Origin of the sequence: Marivivens sp. LCG002 (assembly GCF_030264275.1) — a bacterium.
Taxonomy (GTDB): domain Bacteria; phylum Pseudomonadota; class Alphaproteobacteria; order Rhodobacterales; family Rhodobacteraceae; genus Marivivens.
Genome location: NZ_CP127165.1, coordinates 2,019,052 through 2,040,010, shown reverse-complemented (window position 1 = coordinate 2,040,010; position 20,959 = coordinate 2,019,052). Strand labels below are relative to the sequence as shown.

Here is a 20,959-nt window from a genome sequence, read left to right as displayed (position 1 = left end):
GGAGTGGATTAGTAGCCGAATGCGCCCGACACTGCAGCGGCGGCATCGCCACCGTCGGCGGTGGTCACACCGTCAACCCAAGCCATAACGGCATCTTTGTTGCCCTTGAGCCATTCCATGGTTGCCTCGTCGGGATCTGCGCCTTGGTCAAGGATCTGGCCCATGATCGAGTTTTCCATCTCGAGGCTATAGGTCACGTTCGAGAAGAGCTTGCCGAGGTTCGGGCACTCTTCCGAATAGCCTTTGCGGGTGACGGTATGCACGGTGCCTTCACCGCCGAAGAAGTCTTCGCCGCCCGGAAGATACTTGAGTGAGAAGTTGGCGTTCATCGGGTGCGGTTCCCAGCCGAGGAAGACTACATCTTCGCCCTTGCCGTAAGCGCGCTCGACTTGTGCAAGCATACCCTGCTCCGAGGATTCGACGATCTCGAAGCCGGTCAGGCCCGTGCCTTCTTTTTCGGCGAGCGAGACGAGATAGCCGTTGCCCTCGTTGCCGGGTTCGATGCCGTAGATCTTGCCTTCAAGGCTGTCCTTGAAGTTGATGATGTCGGCATAGGACTGGAGACCTTTTTCATAGGTATAGGTCGGAACGGCGAGCGTGTATTTGGTGCCGACGAGGTTGGTCGCCACGGTTTCGATCTCGCCGGACTCGAGGTAGGGGCCGATCGCGCCGGCCTGAGCGGGCATCCAGTTGCCGAGGAAGACGTCGACGTCATCGGATTCGAGCGACGCAAAGGTCACCGGAACTGAGAGGATTTTCACGTCGACATCATAGCCGAGCGCTTCGAGAACGTGCTTGGTGGCCGAGGTGGTCGTGGTGATGTCGGTCCAACCAACATCCGAGAAAGTCACGGTATTACAGTCGGCGAATGCCGGCACCGCTGCACAGATCGCAAGCGCCGAAAGCGTTGTCTTGAGTTTCATTTTAGGCTCCTTGTTGGTCGGTTTTTTGTTGATTGACGAGTCAATAAAAATACATCTACCCTTACTTGGCAAGCAAATTTGGTGAGGCGAATGCCTAAGGTTGGAATGGAGCCTATACGGCGCGATGCGCTATTGAAAGCGACGATCGCAGAGATCGGCCGCACAGGAACCATGGACGTCACCGTTAGCCAGATTGCCAAGAAAGCAGGGATGTCTTCCGCTCTCGCCCATCATTACTTTGGCGGCAAGGAACAGATTTTTCTCGCCGCGATGCGACATGTCTTGACGGTTTACGGTGCCGAAGTGCGCGGCGCTCTGGCGATGGCGGATACTCCCAAAGAGCGGCTCAAGGCGATTGTTTGCGCGGGCTTCAGTTCGACCAATTTCCGCAAGGACGTGATTGCGACATGGCTGAATTTCTATGTGCTCGCCCAGCGCTCGCATGATGCGAACCGTCTGCTTCTGGTTTACAAGGGGCGGCTCCACTCGAACCTTGTCCATGCGCTGCGACCGCTCGTCGGCCAACGCGCGCCCGAAGTGGCCGACAGGATCGGTGGGCTGATCGATGGTATCTACATCAGGCAGGTGCTCGGTGCGACACCGCCTTCAGGAAAAGATGCGGTGAGACAGGTCTTGACCGCGATTGAACTCGAACTTGGAACCCGATGATGAGCAAATCTCCGAATATCCTCGTGATTATGGTGGATCAGTTGGCGGGAACGTTTTTCCCCGATGGTCCTGCCGAGTGGCTCCATACGCCCAATCTCAAAAAGCTTGCCGAGCGCTCGACGCGGTTTGAAAACGCCTATTGCGCTTCACCGCTCTGTGCGCCTGCGCGGGCGGCTTTCATGGCGGGGCAGTTGCCGTCGAACACCAAGGTGTATGACAACGCGGCGGAGTTTGCCTCTTCGATCCCGACCTATGCGCACCACCTGCGCCGCGCGGGCTATCAAACCTGTCTCTCGGGCAAGATGCACTTTGTCGGCCCCGACCAGCTCCACGGTTTTGAAGAGCGTCTGACCACAGACATATATCCCGCCGATTTCGGCTGGACCCCCGACTATCGCAAACCCGGAGAGCGGATCGACTGGTGGTATCACAACATGGGATCGGTCACGGGAGCAGGGGTCGCCGAGATTACCAACCAGCTCGAATACGATGACGAGGTGGCCTATAACGCCTGCCGCAAGCTCTATGATCTTGCACGCGGCCATGATGCCCGTCCGTGGTGTTTGACGGTCAGTTTCACGCATCCGCACGACCCCTATGTCGCACGCAAGAAATACTGGGATCTCTACAAGGATTGCGCCCATCTCGAGCCGCAAATCGCACCGATCCCCTATGACGATCAGGACACCCATTCCAAGCGTCTGATGGACAGCACGGACTACAGGAACTTCGACATCACCGACGAGGATGTGCGCAAGTCCCGCCGCGCCTACTTTGCGAATATCAGCTACATCGACGACAAGGTCGGTGAAATTCTCGATGTGCTCGAACGCACCAGACAAGAGGCCGTCATCGTCTTCCTGTCTGATCATGGCGACATGCTGGGCGAGCGCGGAATGTGGTTCAAGATGTCCTTTTACGAAGGCTCTGCGCGGGTCCCGCTGATGATCTCGGCGCCGAATATGACCCCCGGGAAGGTTACTGCGCCCGTCTCTGCAATCGATGTGACGCCCACGCTTTGCGATCTGGCGGGGGTCGATATGGAAAGCGTCGCCCCTTGGACCGATGGCCATAGCCTTGTGCCTCTGGGGCAAGGGCAAGAGCGCACCGAGCCTGTCTTTATGGAATACGCTGCCGAAGGCTCCTATGCGCCGATGGTTTCCATCGTAGAGGGTCGCTTCAAATATAACCGCTGCAGCCTCGATCCCGATCAGCTTTTCGATCTCGCGGCCGATCCCCATGAGCTGACCAATCTTGCCGATGACCCCGCCTATGCCGAGGTCTTGGCCGATTTGAAAGGCAAGTCGGACGCACAGTGGGATATGGTGCGCTTTGATCTTGAAGTGCGGCAAAGCCAAGCGCGCCGCTGGGTGGCCTATGATGCGCTGCGCGCGGGCAAATACGAGCCTTGGGATTTCCAGCCGCATCACGATGCCACCAACCGATACATGCGAAACCACATGGACTTGAATGTGGTCGAGGAAAATCAACGCTTCCCCCGTGGAGAATGACCTTGGCGGACCTTTGTTCCGCCATGATTTGGAGAGACTTATGCGTTTTGCAAACTTGAAGATCCGTCCCTTGGTTCAGAGGGGGGCCTTCTGATGCAGGCAGATTATGTCATTATCGGCGCGGGCAGCGCGGGTTGCGCCATGGCCTATCGTCTTTCCGAGGCGGGAAAATCGGTGATCGTGATCGAGCACGGGGGCACCGATGCGGGTCCGTTTATCCAGATGCCTGCGGCTTTGTCCTATCCGATGAACATGAGCCTTTATGACTGGGGCTTCCATTCCGAGCCCGAGCCCCATCTCGGCGGGCGTATCATGGCCACCCCGAGGGGCAAGGTCATCGGCGGGTCGTCTTCGATCAACGGCATGATCTATGTGCGCGGCCATGCAAAGGACTTTGACCATTGGGCCGAAAGCGGCGCCCATGGCTGGAGCTATGCCGACGTGCTTCCCTATTACAAACGGATGGAGAATTGGACGAGCGGCGGCCACGGCGGCGATCCCGCGTGGCGCGGCACGAACGGTCCGCTTCATATCTCGCGTGGTCCGCGCACCAATCCGCTCACCCGCGCCTTTGTCGAAGCGGGGCGGCAGGCGGGTTATCCCGTGACGGGCGACTATAACGGCGCGCAGCAAGAAGGCTTTGGTCCCTTTGATGCGACCATCCACAACGGTGTGCGCTGGTCTGCGGCCAACGCGTATCTCAAACCCGCCCTTCAGCGTGCGAACTGTGATCTGGTGCGTGGCTTTGCGGAACGCGTCGAGATCCAAGAGGGACGCGCGCGCGGCGTTTGGATCGATCGCGGCAACGGCGCCGAGCTGATCCGCGCCAATGCCGAAGTCATCATCGCCGCATCGTCGATCAATTCGCCCAAACTTCTGATGCTTTCGGGTATCGGTCCGGCCGCGCATCTTGCGGCGCATGGGATCGACGTTGTCGCCGACCGCGCAGGGGTTGGGCAAAACCTTCAAGATCACCTCGAGATGTATATCCAGATGGCGGCGACCCAGCCCGTAAGCCTCTATAAATACTGGAACATCTTTATGAAGGGGCTGATCGGCGCGCAGTGGCTCTTGACGAAAAAGGGGATCGGCGCGTCCAATCAATTCGAAAGCGCGGCCTTTATCAGATCGGCAGCGGGGGTCGAGTATCCCGATATCCAGTATCACTTCTTGCCGATTGCGGTGCGCTATGACGGCAAAACCGCAGCAGAAGGACACGGCTTCCAAGCCCATGTCGGGCCGATGCGCTCGCCCTCACGCGGGAGCGTGACACTGCGATCTTCGGACCCCAAAGCTTCGCCCAAGATCCAGTTCAATTACATGGCGCATGAAAAGGATTGGGCCGATTTTCGGACATGCATCCGCCTCACGCGCGAGATTTTTGCTCAAGAGGCGTTCCGCCCCTATGCCGGCAAAGAAATCCAGCCCGGAGCCGATTGCCAAACCGACGACGAGCTTGATGATTTTACCCGCCAGCACGTCGAGAGCGCCTATCATCCCTGCGGCACCTGCAAGATGGGGGATGCCAGCGATCCGATGGCGGTCGTCGATCCCGAATGCCGCGTGATCGGGGTGACGGGGCTCCGAGTTGCGGACAGCTCGATTTTCCCGAGGATCACCAACGGAAACCTTAATGCACCTTCGATTATGACGGGCGAAAAGGCGTCCGATCATATTCTGGGCCGCACGCCGCTTGCCCCGTCGAACGACGAGCCGTGGATCAATCCGAATTGGCGCACTGAGCAGCGCTGATTTGATTAGGGTCAATTTGGGGAGACCGTCTTGGGGGTAATCTGATCTCGACTCAAACGAGGAAGGAAGACCCCGATGACCCATGTTCCCCACCAACTCGCAGAAGAGTTTCCCGAGCAAGCCGCACAAATTCGCGAGCTCAAGCAGAATGATCCCCATTTTGCCGTGGTTGCGGCCAAATACGAAGAGGCCAACCACCTTGTCCATTTGGCCGAAACCAATGTCAAACCGCTCGACGACATCGAGATGCTGAACCTGCGCAAAGAGCGCCTTGTTCTCAAGGACGAGATTGCGCAACTGCTTGCGCGGCTCGCGGCCTAGGCCGTTTGCATCTCGATTGTGTTTTGCAGGGCTTCAAAGAACTGGTCCGCGAAATTGCGGGCCAGATCTTTTGCGTGGGGCACGGTTTCACTCGATTGGAACCCTCCGAGCAGGGTGCGGCCGCGATAGCTCAGCTCGGTGCCGCCTTCCACATCGGTGAGGGTGATATTCGCGATGCTCTGGGCATACCCAGCAAGGCCGCCGTATCCGGTGCTGCGGATGGCATAAACCGAATGCTTGGTGACTTCTTCGATTTTGGCCTGCCCCGCAAAGCTCACGGTCATCGGGCCGAACCTCTGGGTAAGGCGTGCTTCGTAACCGGTTTCGGGCGATCCCGAAATGTCATCGCACCCCGGAAGACACCGTCGGAGTGCGGCGGGGTCTTGCAAGGCATGCCAAACAACCATCCGATCGGCATTGATGAGGTGGACGCCATTAAAAGTTATGGTGATTTCGCTGTGAGGATCAGTCGACATTATACGGCAGGACTCCACGATGGTTCGGATCAACTCTAAGTCGTCTTTCCAATGGTGGAACGGCACGTTGATGACAGTTTTTACGGTCACAAATCCGACAGGAAATCCCGATCGGCTCGAAAGCCTGAGGCGTGTCGATATCCATATGGTCGGCATAGACCAAGGCGGGGGCGTGGCGCACTTCACATCCGAGGCCGATCGCAAAGCGGCGTGTGGGGGCGTCGAAGGCACCGCCTGATTTCGTGACATCGCGCGCAAGGCAGAAATATCGAATGCCATCAGGGGTTTCCGCAAGCTGGCGCAGCCAGCGGTTCGGACTTTCGAACGCGCGGTGCACATTCCAGAGCGGACAGGCCCCGCCGTATCGTGCGAATTGCAAAGTCGTTGCAGAGTGCCTTTTGGTGATCGTTCCCGCAGGGTCGACGCGCACAAAGAAAAACGGAATTCCCTTGGCTCCCGGTCTTTGCAATGTGGACAGACGGTGCGCAACCTGTTCGAGCGAAGCGCCGAAACGGTCGGCCAGTCGTTCCAGATCGTGGCGCGTTTCCTGCGCCGCGCTCAGGAATTTCGCATAGGGCAGGAGCGCCGCGCCTGCAAAATAATTGGCCATCCCGACTTTGGCGATGGATCGGGCTTCTGGCGACTGAAAGCGGGCGAAATCGAGTGTCGCGTCGATCAGATCCTCTTTGGTGATCAGTGCCATCTGCAATAGGAGTTGGAACGTCTGGGTCGCTTGGTTCGATCTGCGCGAGATGACGAGTTTGCGCGTCTCGGCGTCATAGTGGCGCGTGGTGGGGACGTCCTCGAAGCTGACGTTTATGCCCCGTCCTTCCAAAAGACGGAGCGCTGCTAGGCGCACATCCCCCGATGGCGCCTGATTTGCAAAGGTCTCGGCAGCACGATCAACGGCGTCGATATAGTTGTCGCAGTAATGGAAGAAATCGCGCACCTCTTCCCAAGGGCTCGGTTGAAGCCGCGCATCCTCGCGCCCCAAGGCTTCGTCAAGCGAAGCGAGCCTTTCGTGGGTTTGGCGATAGGCGGAATGCAGATCAAGGAGCGCGCGGGCCAGTGCGGGCGCATTCGAGGCCGCAAGGCGTAGATCGGCGATCGAAGGGGCCGGTCCCGTAAAAACGGGATCGGCAAGGGCTTCGCGCATATCCCCGACAAGACGGGCTTCGTCCCCCGATTGGAGTTCGGTGACGTCGAAGCCGAATTCTTGCGCAAGCGAGAGAACAACCGTGGTCGAAACGGGCCTGTTGTTGTTCTCCATCTGGTTCAGATAGGGCAGCGAAACCCCAAGCTTATCGGCAAAGGATTTCTGGGTGAGCCCGAGACGGCCGCGCAGTTCGCGGAGTTTGACGCCTGCATAGAGTTTTTGAACGGCCATGACTTACCTTTGCAGAAAGACTTTCCTGCAAACTATGCTTTGCAAAGTCTTGTCGCAAGTTGTCTTAGAGCGTCTCTCCGAGGAACCTGTTGCGGCGTGCGACCAAAAGGATCGAGGCGAGGGCCAGAATGCTGCAAATCACCATGATCAAGCTTACGGGCAGTTCGCGCCATTCGGGATTCAGGATCGACCCCGCCAATCCCGAGAGAAGCGCAGCGCCGCCGAGTAAAAAGAAGGAGCTCAGGCCTGCCGCGGTTCCTGCAAGGTGGGGGCGCACCGAGAGTGCCCCTGTTGTGGCATTGGGCATGGTCAGCCCGTTGCCGACCCCCATGATCGCGCAGAGGCCGAAGAAGATATAGACGTTGTTGGCGTTCAAAACGCTCAGCCCGAACGATGTGGCCATGCAGGAAAAGGTCACGATGCAGCCCAGCAAAGTGAGTTTGTCGATGCCATAGCGCACGGCATATTTGCCCGAGAGATAGTTGCCATAGGCGTAGCCGAGTGCGGGGGCACCGATGGCAATCCCCGTTTGCGCTGCCGAAAGGTGAAAGACCACGCTCGAGACATAAGAGGCTGCGCCGAGGAGTGAATAGAAACCACCCGCCGTAAAGCTCGTGCAGGCGACATATCCCCAGAATCGAGGCGAGCGGAACAGTTCGGGATAGGTTTTCACCTGTTCGATGAACTTGGAATTCCCGCCCCTATAGGTTTCGGGGAGATCGAAATAGGTCAGAAGCCAAACAATCAGGCCCGTGGCCGCCAGCATCCAGAAACTTGCCTGCCAGCCGAAAGCCTGATCCAGCGCGCCGCCAAGCATCGGGCCGATCATCGGCACGATTGACATGCCCATTGTGACGTAACCGATCATCGAAGCGGCTTGGGAGGTCGGATAGACGTCGCGCACCACCGCTCGGGACAGCGCCATGCACGAGGCAATCGCGGCTTGGGCGATGCGGCAAAAGAGGAAAACCTCGACCGTTGTTGCGAGCGCTGCGCCAACGCTTGCCACAGTGAAAAGCGCAATCGTGATCAGCAATATCGGACGGCGGCCAAAGCGGTCGGAAAGCGGTCCGAAAAAGAGCTGAAGCACCGCCGTGCCTGCGAAATAGCCGGAGACCGACCACTGCATGATGCTGTAGGTCGTGTTGAAATAGGCAGTCATCCCATTGAGCGAGGGCAGGAAAATGGCATTGCTCATGGCCGATATGCCGGCCAGAAGAACAAGCGTCATGATATGGGGAGGCGTCGAGCGATCGAGCAGCCGAGCTTTGATCATTTGTGTCATTGGGGTCTCTCGCCCGCGAACTGTCGGGCCAATCGGCAAGACCATGTGGCCGACAGCAGTCAGATGCAACCCGTTCGGCCAAAATTTGCAAGTTTGCGTTTGCAAAGTTTAGCTAATCCAATACTTTGCAAATTTGCCCAATTTCTGTAGCAGCGAAAGATTGTTGCGCATATGGTTCGCTCAAAGACCTTAAGGGGACCGTGATGAAAGATATCCTGCAGGAACTCGAAGATCGTCGCCAGACAGCCCGTCTTGGCGGGGGTCAAAAGCGGATCGACGCACAACACGCCAAGGGCAAGCTGACGGCCCGCGAACGCATCGAGCTGTTGCTTGATGAAGGCTCTTTCGAAGAGTTCGACATGTTCGTCGCCCATCGCTGCACCGATTTCGGTATGCAGGAAAGCCGCCCTGCGGGTGACGGGGTCGTAACGGGCTGGGGCACGATCAACGGCCGTATGGTCTATGTCTTCTCGCAGGATTTCACGGTTTTCGGTGGATCGCTCTCCGAGACCCACGCTCAAAAGATTTGCAAGATCATGGATATGGCGATGCAGAACGGCGCGCCGGTGATCGGGCTGAACGACTCGGGCGGTGCTCGTATTCAGGAAGGCGTTGCTTCGCTTGCAGGCTATGCCGAGGTTTTCCAGCGCAACATCATGGCTTCGGGCGTGGTTCCGCAGATTTCCGTGATCATGGGGCCCTGTGCGGGCGGTGCGGTGTATTCGCCTGCAATGACCGACTTCATCTTCATGGTGAAGGACAGCTCTTATATGTTCGTGACGGGTCCCGATGTGGTCAAAACCGTAACCAACGAAGTTGTAACGGCAGAAGAGCTGGGCGGGGCTTCGACCCACACCAAGAAATCCTCGGTTGCCGATGGCGCGTTCGAGAACGACGTCGAGGCGCTGGCCGAAGTGCGCCGCCTTGTTGACTTCCTTCCGCTCAACAATCGTCAAAAGCCGCCCGTTCGTCCGTTCTTTGACGATGTGGCCCGTGTCGAGGATAGCCTTGATACTCTCATCCCCGACAACCCCAACACGCCTTACGACATGAAAGAGCTTATCCACAAACTTGCGGATGAAGGCGATTTCTATGAAATTCAGGCGGATTATGCCAAGAACATCCTGACGGGCTTTATCCGCCTCGAAGGCTCGACCGTTGGAGTTGTTGCGAACCAGCCGATGGTTCTTGCGGGCTGTCTCGATATCGACTCGTCGCGCAAGGCTGCTCGCTTCGTGCGCTTCTGCGATGCTTTCGAAATTCCGATCCTGACGCTTGTCGACGTTCCCGGCTTCCTTCCGGGCACCTCGCAGGAATACGGCGGTGTGATCAAGCACGGCGCGAAATTGCTCTTTGCCTATGGTGAAGCAACCGTTCCAAAAGTGACCGTGATCACCCGCAAAGCCTATGGCGGTGCCTATGACGTTATGGCCTCCAAGCACCTGCGCGGCGACTTCAACTATGCTTGGCCGACTGCCGAGATCGCTGTGATGGGCGCGAAGGGCGCGACCGAGATCCTGTATCGCTCGGAACTGGGCGACAAGGACAAGATCGCAGCGCGGACCAAGGACTATGAGGATCGCTTTGCAAACCCGTTCGTCGCTGCCGAGAAGGGCTTTATCGACGAGGTGATCCAGCCGCGTTCGACCCGTCGCCGCGTCTGCCGCGCCTTTGCAAGTCTTCGTGGCAAGCAGCTCCAGAATCCCTGGAAGAAGCACGACAATATTCCGCTCTAAGGTCTGGAGGAGGCCAAGGACGCGGTCGGCGGAGGCACCTGCGGGGAGCTTCCGCCCTGAATTCACCAAAGGAGCGAAAGCGCATGCGCGCAGCCTTGATCATAGCAATCGGATGCACGGCTGTTGCCGGCGGGGTGGGGGCGTCCGACGTTTCGCTCACCTCGGGGCATACGGTCGAGCTGATCGAGGTGATCCACGAGGACGCCCCGATGGTCTCGCGCTTTCGGTTTCTAAACGAGGGGATCGCAAGTCAAGGACTGTCTTTCGAGGATATCGAACCCGATCTTCATGAGTTGTGCGAACGCTACGCGTTGCCGCGACTCGCCGAGGAGCAGCGTCTCCCCGAGCAGGTCGTGATCTCGATTTCCGACCGGATTTTGCCGTTTGGTGAGATTTCACCCGACGCAACGCAATATTTTGACGCCTTTACGATTGAAGGTGCTCGCTGCATGTGGGAGCAGTTTTGATGAACCCACAATATCTTGCGAGGACCCTCACGCCCATGACTGCGTTTGATGCAAACAAGACACAAGGCCCGCGACTGATCGCGCCGATATGTCCAAAAACATCCGAATCTGCTATGGTTTTCTTGTCTGGCCGCCCGGCTTCGACACCCCAAACCGGTCACTTGAACACCATAAGTTCAGGGGCCAACCCAGGCAGTTTCAGGAGTAGTCCATGTCAAAGAGTTTCAAAGCGCTCACCGCGCTCGCCTTCCTTGTCGTTGTCGCAGCTTGTGCGGATCGCAACGTCGACACCTCGTCTGTTGTCGTCGAACAGCCCGCGCTTTCTGTCGAGCCGACCTACACCGGCAAATACAAGTAAGATCAGCCGCGAGCAGGCGCTTGCGTCTGCTCGCGCTCCGCTGTCTCTGTTCGGGGAGGCAGCGTGATGTACAAGCACCGTGGTTTCCCGGGTCGCCTTCCGAGCTCTGATTTCCAATTCGTCGTGCGGCGCGCCAACAAGAACGGTGCGACCAAAATCTTTGCCCGTGAACGGTTCAAGGATCGCAAGATCGCCGACCGTCGCGCGGACGAAGGATTCATGGCCGCCCTTTGGCACCATTTCGGCGAAGAGCCTTTCGTGCGCGGTAATCTCGACGCAGGCCGCCTCAGCTGGCTTTTCGGCCGCGAGGTCGTGCCTGCCGAGCCGAATTTCGATCCTCAGGATTATGACGCCCTTCTGAAAATCAACGTCGAGAAAGCGAAAGTGAGCTTTCCTGACGTCTTCAAAGAGGGCGGCGAGTTCCTGTTTGAAGAGGATGACGACTACGAGGACGACTGGGACTGATGCGCGGGATTTCGCTTGGCATAAAGCTGTTTAAGCAGAAATCGGCCCATGCAGGGTGTGCCGTGATCATGCCTGTTTTCCCAAGCGAAACGCTATGCAACGGTGGTGATGTGCTCGTCAAAGCCAGCTCTTTGGCGCACGCACAGTTCCAAAACCGTTACCCTTCCCCAACTCGGTCTGGTTCCAAAAGGATCAGGCCGAGTCTTGGGTGCCACAGTGGGCGGAAATCCACTCGGTTTGGCGGCTACCTTCAAATAGAAGTTGAGTTTGAACAGAATTCGATGGATTCTAGGAAGAGTATCGAGCTCTTTAAGGAATTGGTTTCATGCTCAAATCTACTTGGATCATCGCAGCAACGGCACTCATCGCGCTTGGCGCTTGCATGCCTTCGAACGACGTCGAACGTGGCGTCGTCGGTGCAGCCATCGGCGCAACCGTTGCTAACCTCACCGGCAATGACGGCGTCACCGGCGCTGCCATCGGCGCGGGTGCTGGCGTCTTCTGCGACAACGTCGGCGCATGCTAATCACACTCTGACGTCCCGCGCGGACGTCACTCGAAATCACCTGAACCGCCGTAAGGGACGTCTGTCCTTTGCGGCGGTTTTGCATTCAAAGGACCCCTGCACATGTTCAAGAAGATCCTGATCGCCAATCGGGGCGAGATTGCTTGCCGCGTCATCAAGACCGCCCGCAAGATGGGTATCCAAACCGTCGCCATTTATTCGGACGCCGACCGCAATGCGCTCCATGTGCAGATGGCGGACGAGGCCGTGCACATCGGCCCGCCCCCTGCGAACCAGTCCTATATCGTCATCGACAAGGTGATGGAGGCGATCAAGAAGACCGGCGCCGAAGCCGTTCACCCCGGCTATGGCTTCTTGTCCGAGAACCCCAAGTTTGCCGAAGCGCTTGAAAAAGCGGGTGTCGAGTTCGTCGGCCCGCCCGTCAAGGCGATCGAAGCCATGGGCGACAAGATCACCTCGAAAAAGATCGCGCAGGAAGCGGGGGTCAATACGGTTCCCGGCTATATGGGACTTATCGCTGACGCGGATGAGGCCGTGAAAATCTCGAACCAGATCGGCTATCCCGTGATGATCAAGGCTTCGGCAGGCGGTGGCGGCAAGGGCATGCGCATTGCTTGGAACGATGTCGAAGCGCGCGAAGGCTTCGAGTCCTCGAAAAACGAAGCGGCCAACTCCTTTGGCGATGACCGTATCTTTATCGAAAAATTCGTCACCCAGCCCCGTCACATCGAAATTCAGGTGCTGGCCGACAAGCACGGGAACTGCGTTTACCTGCACGAGCGTGAATGCTCGATCCAGCGCCGCAACCAAAAGGTCGTGGAAGAGGCCCCGTCGCCCTTCCTTGACGAAGCCACCCGCAAAGCGATGGGCGAGCAGTCTGTCGCTTTGGCCAAGGCGGTCGGCTATGCCTCGGCGGGCACCGTGGAATTCATCGTCGATGGCGACCGCAACTTCTACTTCCTCGAAATGAACACCCGTCTTCAGGTGGAACACCCTGTCACGGAACTCATCACGGGGATCGATCTTGTCGAGCAGATGCTCCGCGTCGCCAATGGCGAGCCGCTGACGATCAAGCAAGAAGATCTCAAGATCAACGGCTGGGCCATCGAGAACCGTCTTTATGCCGAAGATCCCTATCGCAACTTCCTTCCCTCGATCGGTCGCCTGACCCGTTATCGGCCGCCTGCAGAGGGCACGACCGAAACGGGCGGCATCGTGCGCAATGATACCGGCGTTTACGAAGGCGGCGAGATTTCGATGTATTACGATCCGATGATCGCCAAGCTTTGCACCTGGGCACCGACCCGTGCGCAAGCGATCGAGGAAATGCGCGTCGCGCTTGATACCTTCGAGGTCGAAGGCATCGGTCACAACTTGCCCTTCGTCGCTGCTGTGATGGATCACGAGCGCTTTACCTCGGGCAATATGACCACTGCGTTCATCGCCGAAGAATACCCCGAAGGCTTCGAAGGGGTGACGCTGCCCAAGGACCAGCTTGTCCGCGTTGCCGCCGCTGCTGCTGCGATGAACCGTGTCGCCGAAATCCGCCGTGCGCGTATTTCGGGCCGTATGGACAACCACGAGCGTCACGTCGGCGAAGATTGGGTGGTCACGCTTCAGGGCGAGAGCTTCGAGGCCAAGATCAACGCAGACCGCGAAGGCTCGGATGTCTTGATCGACGGTAAGACCTATCGTGTCGAGGGTGCTTGGACCCCCGGTGATAGTCTGGCCAATATGAAGGTCGATGGGGCGGCTCTTGTGCTCAAGGTCGGCAAGATCAGCCACGGGTTCCGCATCCGTTTCCGCGGTGCCGATCTCAAGGTGACTGTCCGCACACCGCGTCAGGCCGAGCTTGCCAAGCTGATGCCCGAAAAGCTTCCGCCCGATACCTCCAAGCTACTGCTCTGCCCGATGCCCGGCCTGATCGTCAAAGTGATGGTTGCCGAAGGTGATGAAGTTCAGGAAGGACAGGCGCTCTGCACTGTCGAAGCCATGAAGATGGAAAACATCCTGCGCGCCGAACGCAAAGGGATCGTGGCCAAGATCAACGCCGCACCGGGCGATAGCCTCGCTGTGGACGAAGTGATCATGGAGTTCGAATAAAGTGAACGAGGGGCGCATCATCCTCAAGGAAACCGCAGGCTTCGGCCTTGCCTTCCTTTCGTGGTGCGCCGCGACCTTTTGGTTCGTGCCCGAGCTGGCCGCCTGTGCGTCGCCGATGGCGGCCATGGCGGCCTATAGCCTTTTGAGGATCAGTTGATGATCCTACGATCCTCGATTTCCTGTTGGCGAAGTGCCGATTTATCAATGGAACGGCTGATTTCGCGGATCGTCCAAGGGGCGGGCTTGCGCAATGCAACACGACCATCCTTGTCGATCAGCACCAACTGGAACCCGCGCGGGCGCAGTTTCAGCCGGATATCCGATGCGGCACTCGGATCGGTATCTGTGATGATGACGACATCTCGCTCGGCAAGATCCTCGGGGCGCTCGGCCAAGAGATCGAGCTGGTGCTTGAAGTTGGGATCATTTGGCGTATCGGCAAAGAGAACAACAGGGCGCGCAAGCCAGATAAAATCATTCAAATTTATCTCGGATGCGTTGAATACAGTCGTTTTGTCTGCTTCCCAGCGCGTGGGTGACGTGTCTTGCGCGACGGCTGTAAGTGGCGCAAAGCATAAAACTATCAACGGGATGGTGCGTAATGCTGCTCTGATCATACAGAGCAATATAGGGCCTCTTTGGGACAAGTCTAAGGCCCAAGAGGGGACCTACACGAACAATTTTAACATTAAGCCTTCGGTCAGGAGCGAACGCTCATGATCGGCCTCATCAAGAAACAGGTTTCGCGCTGCGGAGCCCATCTTCGCGAGGCTTGGCGTGTTGTGGACGTGATTTTACATTTGGGTGCCCATCGGACGGCGACGACGTCGTTCCAGACCTATCTTGAACGCGAGCGGGGCGCGCTCGCCGCACAGCGTGTCGCGGTATGGACGCCGGAGAGAACCCGTTCGGGGATGTTTGCGGGTCTGATCGGGCGTCCCGAGGACAATTCCCCAACCCATGTTCTGCGCGCAGCACGCTCGTCGGGTCTTATCCGCATCGAGACGCAACGCCTTGAGAACCAAGGGTTCGAGGCACTGGTCGTGTCGGAAGAGAATATGATCGGTGCAGCGCGGGACAACCTTCGCAGCTCGGCGCTTTATCCCAACGTTCTCGAACGGCTCGATCGGTTCCGGACCTCTTTTTCGGACCGTTGCACGCGGATCGGGATCGCCGTGCGAGACTATGAGAGCTATTGGTCCTCGGCGCTCGCCTTTGCGGTTGCGCGGGGGCACCGGTTCCCGAACTTGCATGATCTCGAACAGCTTGTGCACCAGCCGCGTCGCTGGCGGCACGTGATCACGGATGCAGCGCGGGCGTTCCCGCGTGCCGAAGTGGTGGTCTGGTCCTTTGACGGCTTTGCCGCCAGACCGAATGTCGCGTTTTCGGCGCTGACGGGGCGTTCCGCTCCGAGGAGCGCCGAGATCTGGTGCAACAAGAGCCCCACACTCGATCGTCTGCGCCGCGTCCTCGATGATGCGGGGCAAGACGCGCGGCCACTGCCGAAAGGAAACGGTCGTTGGAAGCCGTTCAGCGATCGACAAAGTTACCACTTCCGGTCGCAGTATGAGGCCGATCTTGACTGGCTTCGTTCGGGAGCGGACGGGGCTGCGACCTTTTACGAACATGCGCCCGAGGCGCAGAGAAACTATCCATTCAACAAGACACAGACAGAAGTTTGCGGCGCTTTGGCGGCCAATAGGCTTGCCGCGTCGGTCACAGGAGGACGTCTCTATGGCAAACACTGAAAAATGGGCCGAATTGGCCAAAGGGGAACTGCGCGGGCGAGAGCTCGATGATCTGACGTGGAACACGCTCGAAGGGATCAAGGTCAAACCGCTTTACACCGAAGAGGACCTTCACGGTTTGCCGCATCTCGGCTCGATCCCCGGTGACGCGCCTTATACCCGCGGGCCGCGTGCAACCATGTATGCAGGGCGTCCCTGGACCATTCGCCAATATGCCGGTTTCTCCACCGCCGAAGAGTCGAACGCCTTTTACCGCAAGGGACTCGCTGCCGGTGGCCAAGGCGTTTCGGTTGCGTTCGACCTCGCCACGCACCGTGGTTACGACTCGGATCACCCGCGTGTGGAGGGCGATGTGGGCAAGGCAGGCGTGGCAATCGACAGCGTCGAGGACATGAAGATCCTCTTCGACGGCATTCCACTGGACAAAGTGTCGGTCTCTATGACCATGAACGGTGCCGTGATCCCGATCCTCGCCAACTTCATCGTCGCAGGCGAAGAGCAGGGCGTCGCTCGCGCCGCTCTTTCGGGGACCATCCAGAACGACATTCTCAAAGAGTTCATGGTTCGCAACACCTATATCTATCCGCCCGAGCCTTCGATGCGGATAATTTCGGATATCATCGAATACACCTCGAACGAGATGCCCAAGTTCAACTCGATCTCGATCTCGGGCTATCACATGCAGGAAGCGGGCGCGAACCTCGTGCAGGAGCTTGCCTTTACGCTTGCCGATGGGCGTGAATATGTCCGCACCGCGATCAAGGCCGGCATGGATGTCGACACCTTTGCTCCGCGTCTGTCGTTCTTCTTCGCGATCGGTATGAATTTCTTCATGGAAGTGGCCAAGCTTCGCGCGGCGCGTCTTCTTTGGCACCGCATCATGTCCGAGTTCAATCCCAAGAAGCCGGGTTCGTCGATGCTGCGCACCCATTGCCAGACTTCGGGCGTGTCGCTTCAGGAACAAGACCCCTACAACAACGTGGTCCGCACAGCCTATGAGGCGATGGCCGCCGCTTTGGGCGGAACCCAGTCGCTCCACACCAATGCACTTGACGAGGCCATTGCTCTTCCGACCGAGTTTTCCGCCCGCATTGCCCGCAACACCCAGCTAATCCTTCAGGAAGAGACGGGGATCACCAATGTGGTCGATCCGCTCGCGGGGTCTTACTATATCGAAACCCTGACGCATCAGCTTGCCGAAGAGGCCTGGAAGCTGATCGAAGAGGTCGAGGAAATGGGTGGTATGACCAAGGCAGTTGCCTCGGGGATGCCAAAGCTCCGCATCGAAGAGAGCGCAGCACGACGTCAGGCAATGATCGACCGCGGCGAAGAGGTTGTCGTCGGCGTGAACAAGTATCGTCTGGCAAAGGAAGACCCGCTCGACATTCTCGACATCGACAATGCCGCCGTCCGCAAGAACCAGATCGCACGTCTGGAGAGCATTCGCGCCACCCGCGACGAAGCCCAGTGCCAAGCGGCGCTTGCCGAAATCACGCGCCGTGCGAGTGAGGGGGGCAATATCCTTGAGGCCGCCGTCGATGCCGCGCGTGCCCGTGCCACCGTAGGAGAGATCAGCATGGCTATGGAGAAAATCTTTGGACGCCACCGCGCCGAGATCAAGACACTCGCCGGTGTTTACGGTTCTGCCTACGAGGGTGACGAAGGGTTTGCCGCCATTCAGAAAGAGGTCGAGAAATTCGCCGAAGCCGAAGGCCGCCGTCCGCGTATGCTCGTCGTCAAAATGGGGCAGGACGGTCACGATCGCGGGGCCAAGGTCATCGCGACCGCTTTTGCCGATATCGGGTTCGACGTGGACGTCGGCCCTCTGTTCCAGACCCCCGAAGAAGCGGCACAGGATGCCATCGACAACGATGTGCATATCGTGGGCATCTCGTCCCAAGCCGCCGGTCACAAGACCCTCGCGCCCAAGCTGGTCGAAGCGCTGCGCGCCCAAGGGGCCGAGGATATCATCGTGATTTGTGGTGGGGTGATCCCGCAGCAGGACTATCAGTATCTCTATGATGCGGGCGTCAAAGCGATCTTTGGTCCCGGGACCAATATCCCCAAAGCGGCTTCGGATATTCTGCGTATTCTGGCCGAGACCCGTAGCTAAGGTCCGTTTACCTAAAATGAGAAAGGCCGGCGTTTCGCCGGCCTTTTTGTTTTGTGTTATTCGGCTGCGACCGGTTTGGCGACCTTGGAGCCTGCGGTATAGAGCACAAGATACCCCGTGACCGCCGACAACAGCGAGCCGCCAAGAACGCCGACGCGCACTTCGTTCATCAACGCACCTTCACCAAAGCTCAGGCCGCCGATAAAGAGCGACATGGTGAAGCCGATACCCGCAAGACAGGCGACACCGAAGATATGCTGCCAGGTGACGCCACTGGGCAGCGTTGCAGTGCCGAGCTTTACCAAGAGCCAGGTTACGCCGAACACACCGATCATCTTGCCGATGTAGAGGCCAAGTGCGATCCCGAGCGGAAGCGCAGAGACCAGATCTTCGAGACCCAGACCGCTCAGAACGACGCCTGCGTTGGAAAACGCAAAAATCGGCACGATCAGGAAGAAGACATAGGGCGAAAGGGCATGCTCGAGCGCATGAAGCGGCGATTTGCCGAAGCGGTCCTTGAGCGGCACAAAGAATGCGGTGATGACGCCTGCAAGCGTTGCGTGAACACCGGATTTGAGGACAAGGAACCAAAGCACGACACCCAGAAGGATAATCGGGGCAATGCGGTGGATTTTCTTGTAGTGACACCACCACAGACCGGCGAGAGGAATGAGCGAGAGCCACAGGTAATCGATTTTCAGTTCGGCCGTGTAGAAGAGCGCGATAATGATGATTGCACCGAGGTCATCGAGGATCGCGAGCGTCAACAAGAAGATCTTGAGCGCTGCAGGGGCGCGGGTGCCCAGAAGTGCCAGAACGCCAACGGCAAATGCAATGTCCGTCGCCGCGGGGATGGCCCAGCCGTGGATTGTTTCGGCATTGCCCCAGTTAAAGAGCAAGAAGATCAAAGCAGGCGCGATCATACCGCCAACAGCTGCCGCCCCTGGAAGGAGCACATCGCGTGGGTTCTTGAGTTTACCTTCAAGCATCTCGCGCTTGAGTTCGAGGCCGATCAAAAAGAAGAAGATGGCCATCAGGCCGTCGTTGATCCAGAGGATCAGAGGTTTTTGAAGCCCCTCACCATCAAGGGTGACCGCCAGATAGGTATTCAGAGCGGAATGATAACCGCCCGACAAGGACGAGTTTGCGACGATGAAAGCGAGAGCAGCTGCTCCCATCAAGACGATACCACCGGCAGCATCGTGCTTGAAGAACCGGTTAAGGGCGGTGCCTAGGGACATTGAAGACTCCAAGATAAAAGGGACTGGGTGCTAACTACACCTATGGTGTAACGCGCCACGATCAACCTTTGTTCCGAATAAATTCGAGCGATTATGTCGGAAATAGGATTGGAACCCCGTTCTCATCGTGCAAATAAGGGAAAAAAGCGACTTGGAGCGTTGAATGTCGATCTGGAGCAAGATTGCCGAGGCGATCGCCGCCCTTGCAAAGGGCGAAAGCCTTGCGTCCATTTTCGAACGTTTGCGCACCCCTCCCGAGCGGTCTGTCGCTTTTGCCATTGCGGTGATTGCCCTTGGGGCGAAAATGGCCAAGGCAGACGGGCTTGTGACCCGCGACGAGGTCACTGCGTTTCGTGAAGTCTTTTCGATCCCGCCCGAGGACGAGGGCAAGGCCGCTCGGGTCTTCAACCTTGCAAGGCAGGATGTTGCGGGGTTCGAGGACTATGCGCTCAGCGTCAAGCGCATGTTCGGGGACGAGACGGAACCGCTTTGCGACTTGATGGAAGGTCTCTTTCATATAGCTCTGGCCGATGGGGAATACCATCCCGGAGAGGATGAGTTTCTCGAGCGTGTTGCCGCGATCTTCGGTTTCGACGAACGCCGTTTCAAAACGATCCGCGCGCGTTTCGTTCCGGATGCCGAGCGCGATCCCTTTGATGTGCTCGGCGTGCCACACGACGCGTCAAAAGAGGAAATTCGCGCTGCTTGGCGGGCTGCCGTAAAAGAAAGCCACCCCGATCAGATGATGGCTCGCGGTGTTCCCGAAGAAGCGATCAAGATGGCCGAAGTCAGGATGGCGGCCATCAATGCGGCCTGGGAAGAGATCAACAGGATGCGTCCATGAGGATCGCGACCTACAACGTCGAATGGTTTTCCAACCTGTTTGACGATGCGGGTCGGCTCCTCGAGGATGATCAGGGTTCGGGTCGTCTCGACGTGACGCGGCGCGAACAAATCCTTGCCTTGGGCAAGGTATTCGGTGCCATCGACGCGGATGCGATCATGGTGATCGAAGCCCCCGACGAGAACCGCCGCAGATCGTCCCGTCTTGCTTTGGAAACCTTTGCCGAACGGTTCGGGCTTCGTGCGTCGAAGGCGATGATCGGCTTCGGTAATACGACCCAACAGGAAATTGCGCTGCTCTTTGATCCGCACGTTCTCGAGGCGCGGCACGATCCGCGCGAGACAGAGGCCGTTCCGCGCTTTGATGGTGCTTTCGCGATCGACCTCGACACGGATGCCGCGCCCGATCTGGTGCGGTGGAGCAAGCCGCCCTTCGAGGTTGCCGTTCGCGCTTTGGCCAGCGGCAAAGCCTTTCGGATGATCGGGGTGCATGCCAAATCAAAGGCGCCCTATGGGTCGAGTGATCCTGCCGAAATTCTTCGGATCAGCATCGAGAATAGACGCAAGCAATTGGCCCAATGTATCTGGCTGCGCAAACGCGTGGTCGAAGATCTCGAGGCAGGGGACGATGTCATCGTCTTGGGGGATTTCAATGATGGTCCGGGGCTGGACGAATACGAGAAACTCTTCGGCCGCTCTTCGGTCGAGATCGTCTTGGGGGAAGACGGCGGGGAAAAGCTTTATGACCCGCATGCGGCCCTTGCGATCACGCAGCGCATTGGAGCAAGCCCGACCACCTCGAGGTTCCGCATACCGCCAGAGGGAAATTACCTCTCGGCCCTTCTGGACTATATCATGGTTTCGCCGCGCCTTCGGGCGCTTGGCCCGCGCTGGGCGATATGGCATCCCTTTGAAAACGCGGGATGTTACCGCCAATCCGAGCTTCGGGATGCGCTCTTGACCGCGTCGGATCATTTCCCCGTCACGCTTGACATCGACTTGTGATTTGGCGTTTTGCCCAAGAGCCCATATATG

At 58.1% G+C, this 20,959-nt stretch carries 21 protein-coding genes; 15 read left to right on the top strand and 6 right to left on the bottom strand.

From position 1 onward, the window contains the following. Positions 1–8: 8 nt before the first annotated feature. Positions 9–923 carry a choline ABC transporter substrate-binding protein gene (gene choX / locus QQG91_RS10095; protein WP_285770102.1) on the bottom strand — a complete coding sequence of 305 codons (915 nt, stop codon included), beginning with the start codon at positions 921–923 and terminating at the stop codon, positions 9–11. 90 nt (positions 924–1,013) lie between these two features. On the opposite strand from choX, the gene betI reads away from it, so the two are divergent. The 4 genes from betI to QQG91_RS10075 all read left to right on the top strand — a co-directional run bounded on the left by betI (position 1,014) and on the right by QQG91_RS10075 (position 5,176). After that, complete coding sequence (gene betI, locus QQG91_RS10090; RefSeq protein WP_285770101.1) at positions 1,014–1,592, top strand: choline-binding transcriptional repressor BetI; 579 nt, start codon at positions 1,014–1,016, stop codon at positions 1,590–1,592. Further along, positions 1,592–3,103 carry a choline-sulfatase gene (betC, locus tag QQG91_RS10085; protein WP_285770100.1) on the top strand — a complete coding sequence of 504 codons (1,512 nt, stop codon included), beginning with the start codon at positions 1,592–1,594 and terminating at the stop codon, positions 3,101–3,103. Before betI ends, betC begins: the two co-directional genes overlap by 1 nt. 93 nt (positions 3,104–3,196) lie before the next feature. Continuing rightward, positions 3,197–4,855: a choline dehydrogenase gene (gene betA, locus QQG91_RS10080; RefSeq protein ID WP_285770099.1), complete on the top strand. Its 1,659-nt coding sequence runs from the start codon at positions 3,197–3,199 to the stop codon at positions 4,853–4,855. Positions 4,856–4,930: 75 nt separating this feature from the next. Next, positions 4,931–5,176, top strand: a complete 246-nt coding sequence (locus QQG91_RS10075; RefSeq protein ID WP_285770098.1) for an HP1242/YdcH family protein — start codon at positions 4,931–4,933, stop codon at positions 5,174–5,176. Here the strand turns inward: QQG91_RS10075 and QQG91_RS10070 are convergent. The 3 genes from QQG91_RS10070 to QQG91_RS10060 form a co-directional block, all read right to left on the bottom strand. After that, complete coding sequence (locus QQG91_RS10070; protein WP_285770097.1) at positions 5,173–5,652, bottom strand: SRPBCC family protein; 480 nt, start codon at positions 5,650–5,652, stop codon at positions 5,173–5,175. The two genes, QQG91_RS10075 and QQG91_RS10070, sit on opposite strands and share 4 nt — an antisense overlap. Then, positions 5,642–7,039 (bottom strand): helix-turn-helix domain-containing protein, encoded by a 1,398-nt coding sequence (locus tag QQG91_RS10065; protein ID WP_285770096.1) that lies wholly within the window; start codon positions 7,037–7,039, stop codon positions 5,642–5,644. Before QQG91_RS10065 ends, QQG91_RS10070 begins: the two co-directional genes overlap by 11 nt. 64 nt (positions 7,040–7,103) lie before the next feature. After that, positions 7,104–8,324, bottom strand: a complete 1,221-nt coding sequence (locus QQG91_RS10060; RefSeq protein WP_285770095.1) for a multidrug effflux MFS transporter — start codon at positions 8,322–8,324, stop codon at positions 7,104–7,106. A gap of 203 nt (positions 8,325–8,527) precedes the next feature. Between QQG91_RS10060 and QQG91_RS10055 the strand changes: the two genes are divergently transcribed. From QQG91_RS10055 to QQG91_RS10025, 7 genes are all read left to right on the top strand, one after another. Then, positions 8,528–10,060, top strand: a complete 1,533-nt coding sequence (locus QQG91_RS10055) for an acyl-CoA carboxylase subunit beta (protein ID WP_285770094.1) — start codon at positions 8,528–8,530, stop codon at positions 10,058–10,060. A gap of 83 nt (positions 10,061–10,143) precedes the next feature. Continuing rightward, a complete protein-coding gene (locus QQG91_RS10050; RefSeq protein WP_285770093.1) occupies positions 10,144–10,527 on the top strand; it encodes a DUF6497 family protein in 384 nt (127 codons plus the stop codon). 211 nt (positions 10,528–10,738) lie between these two features. Beyond that, the gene (locus QQG91_RS10045) at positions 10,739–10,885 is read left to right on the top strand and encodes a hypothetical protein (RefSeq protein ID WP_285770092.1); all 147 of its coding nucleotides are present in this window, start codon (positions 10,739–10,741) and stop codon (positions 10,883–10,885) included. Positions 10,886–10,951: 66 nt separating this feature from the next. Continuing rightward, entirely contained in the window at positions 10,952–11,350 is a 399-nt protein-coding gene (locus QQG91_RS10040) for a hypothetical protein (RefSeq protein ID WP_285770091.1), read from the top strand. Positions 11,351–11,675: 325 nt separating this feature from the next. Beyond that, positions 11,676–11,876: a hypothetical protein gene (locus QQG91_RS10035; protein WP_285770090.1), complete on the top strand. Its 201-nt coding sequence runs from the start codon at positions 11,676–11,678 to the stop codon at positions 11,874–11,876. A gap of 102 nt (positions 11,877–11,978) precedes the next feature. Then, positions 11,979–13,979, top strand: a complete 2,001-nt coding sequence (locus tag QQG91_RS10030; RefSeq protein WP_285770089.1) for an acetyl-CoA carboxylase biotin carboxylase subunit — start codon at positions 11,979–11,981, stop codon at positions 13,977–13,979. A 1-nt stretch (position 13,980) separates the two neighbouring features. Next, positions 13,981–14,136: a hypothetical protein gene (locus QQG91_RS10025; protein ID WP_285770088.1), complete on the top strand. Its 156-nt coding sequence runs from the start codon at positions 13,981–13,983 to the stop codon at positions 14,134–14,136. Here QQG91_RS10025 and QQG91_RS10020 read toward each other — a convergent pair. Further along, positions 14,129–14,461 carry a DUF4174 domain-containing protein gene (locus QQG91_RS10020; RefSeq protein WP_352232098.1) on the bottom strand — a complete coding sequence of 111 codons (333 nt, stop codon included), beginning with the start codon at positions 14,459–14,461 and terminating at the stop codon, positions 14,129–14,131. The two genes, QQG91_RS10025 and QQG91_RS10020, sit on opposite strands and share 8 nt — an antisense overlap. Before the next feature lie 234 nt (positions 14,462–14,695). On the opposite strand from QQG91_RS10020, the gene QQG91_RS10015 reads away from it, so the two are divergent. Continuing rightward, a complete protein-coding gene (locus tag QQG91_RS10015) occupies positions 14,696–15,727 on the top strand; it encodes a hypothetical protein (protein WP_285770086.1) in 1,032 nt (343 codons plus the stop codon). After that, a complete protein-coding gene (gene scpA / locus QQG91_RS10010; protein WP_285770085.1) occupies positions 15,714–17,840 on the top strand; it encodes a methylmalonyl-CoA mutase in 2,127 nt (708 codons plus the stop codon). Before QQG91_RS10015 ends, scpA begins: the two co-directional genes overlap by 14 nt. Before the next feature lie 56 nt (positions 17,841–17,896). On the opposite strand, the gene nhaA is transcribed toward scpA, so the two are convergent. Next, positions 17,897–19,081 carry a Na+/H+ antiporter NhaA gene (nhaA, locus tag QQG91_RS10005; protein ID WP_285770084.1) on the bottom strand — a complete coding sequence of 395 codons (1,185 nt, stop codon included), beginning with the start codon at positions 19,079–19,081 and terminating at the stop codon, positions 17,897–17,899. Positions 19,082–19,244: 163 nt separating this feature from the next. On the opposite strand from nhaA, the gene QQG91_RS10000 reads away from it, so the two are divergent. Beyond that, the gene (locus QQG91_RS10000; RefSeq protein ID WP_285770083.1) at positions 19,245–19,925 is read left to right on the top strand and encodes a molecular chaperone DjiA; all 681 of its coding nucleotides are present in this window, start codon (positions 19,245–19,247) and stop codon (positions 19,923–19,925) included. Beyond that, positions 19,922–20,929, top strand: coding sequence for an endonuclease/exonuclease/phosphatase family protein (locus QQG91_RS09995; RefSeq protein ID WP_285770082.1), 1,008 nt, complete (start codon positions 19,922–19,924; stop codon positions 20,927–20,929). Before QQG91_RS10000 ends, QQG91_RS09995 begins: the two co-directional genes overlap by 4 nt. Positions 20,930–20,959: the final 30 nt, after the last annotated feature.

Excerpts from the sequence above, each read along its gene's own strand:
- choX (WP_285770102.1), bottom strand. The coding sequence starts at position 923 with ATGAAACTCAAGACAACGCTTTCGGCGCTTGCGATCTGTGCAGCGGTG.
- betI (WP_285770101.1), top strand. The coding sequence starts at position 1,014 with ATGCCTAAGGTTGGAATGGAGCCTATACGGCGCGATGCGCTATTGAAA.
- betC (WP_285770100.1), top strand. The coding sequence starts at position 1,592 with ATGAGCAAATCTCCGAATATCCTCGTGATTATGGTGGATCAGTTGGCG.
- betA (WP_285770099.1), top strand. The coding sequence starts at position 3,197 with ATGCAGGCAGATTATGTCATTATCGGCGCGGGCAGCGCGGGTTGCGCC.
- QQG91_RS10075 (WP_285770098.1), top strand. The coding sequence starts at position 4,931 with ATGACCCATGTTCCCCACCAACTCGCAGAAGAGTTTCCCGAGCAAGCC.
- QQG91_RS10070 (WP_285770097.1), bottom strand. The coding sequence starts at position 5,652 with ATGTCGACTGATCCTCACAGCGAAATCACCATAACTTTTAATGGCGTC.
- QQG91_RS10065 (WP_285770096.1), bottom strand. The coding sequence starts at position 7,039 with ATGGCCGTTCAAAAACTCTATGCAGGCGTCAAACTCCGCGAACTGCGC.
- QQG91_RS10060 (WP_285770095.1), bottom strand. The coding sequence starts at position 8,324 with ATGACACAAATGATCAAAGCTCGGCTGCTCGATCGCTCGACGCCTCCC.
- QQG91_RS10055 (WP_285770094.1), top strand. The coding sequence starts at position 8,528 with ATGAAAGATATCCTGCAGGAACTCGAAGATCGTCGCCAGACAGCCCGT.
- QQG91_RS10050 (WP_285770093.1), top strand. The coding sequence starts at position 10,144 with ATGCGCGCAGCCTTGATCATAGCAATCGGATGCACGGCTGTTGCCGGC.
- QQG91_RS10045 (WP_285770092.1), top strand. The coding sequence starts at position 10,739 with ATGTCAAAGAGTTTCAAAGCGCTCACCGCGCTCGCCTTCCTTGTCGTT.
- QQG91_RS10040 (WP_285770091.1), top strand. The coding sequence starts at position 10,952 with ATGTACAAGCACCGTGGTTTCCCGGGTCGCCTTCCGAGCTCTGATTTC.
- QQG91_RS10035 (WP_285770090.1), top strand. The coding sequence starts at position 11,676 with ATGCTCAAATCTACTTGGATCATCGCAGCAACGGCACTCATCGCGCTT.
- QQG91_RS10030 (WP_285770089.1), top strand. The coding sequence starts at position 11,979 with ATGTTCAAGAAGATCCTGATCGCCAATCGGGGCGAGATTGCTTGCCGC.
- QQG91_RS10015 (WP_285770086.1), top strand. The coding sequence starts at position 14,696 with ATGATCGGCCTCATCAAGAAACAGGTTTCGCGCTGCGGAGCCCATCTT.
- scpA (WP_285770085.1), top strand. The coding sequence starts at position 15,714 with ATGGCAAACACTGAAAAATGGGCCGAATTGGCCAAAGGGGAACTGCGC.
- nhaA (WP_285770084.1), bottom strand. The coding sequence starts at position 19,081 with ATGTCCCTAGGCACCGCCCTTAACCGGTTCTTCAAGCACGATGCTGCC.
- QQG91_RS10000 (WP_285770083.1), top strand. The coding sequence starts at position 19,245 with ATGTCGATCTGGAGCAAGATTGCCGAGGCGATCGCCGCCCTTGCAAAG.
- QQG91_RS09995 (WP_285770082.1), top strand. The coding sequence starts at position 19,922 with ATGAGGATCGCGACCTACAACGTCGAATGGTTTTCCAACCTGTTTGAC.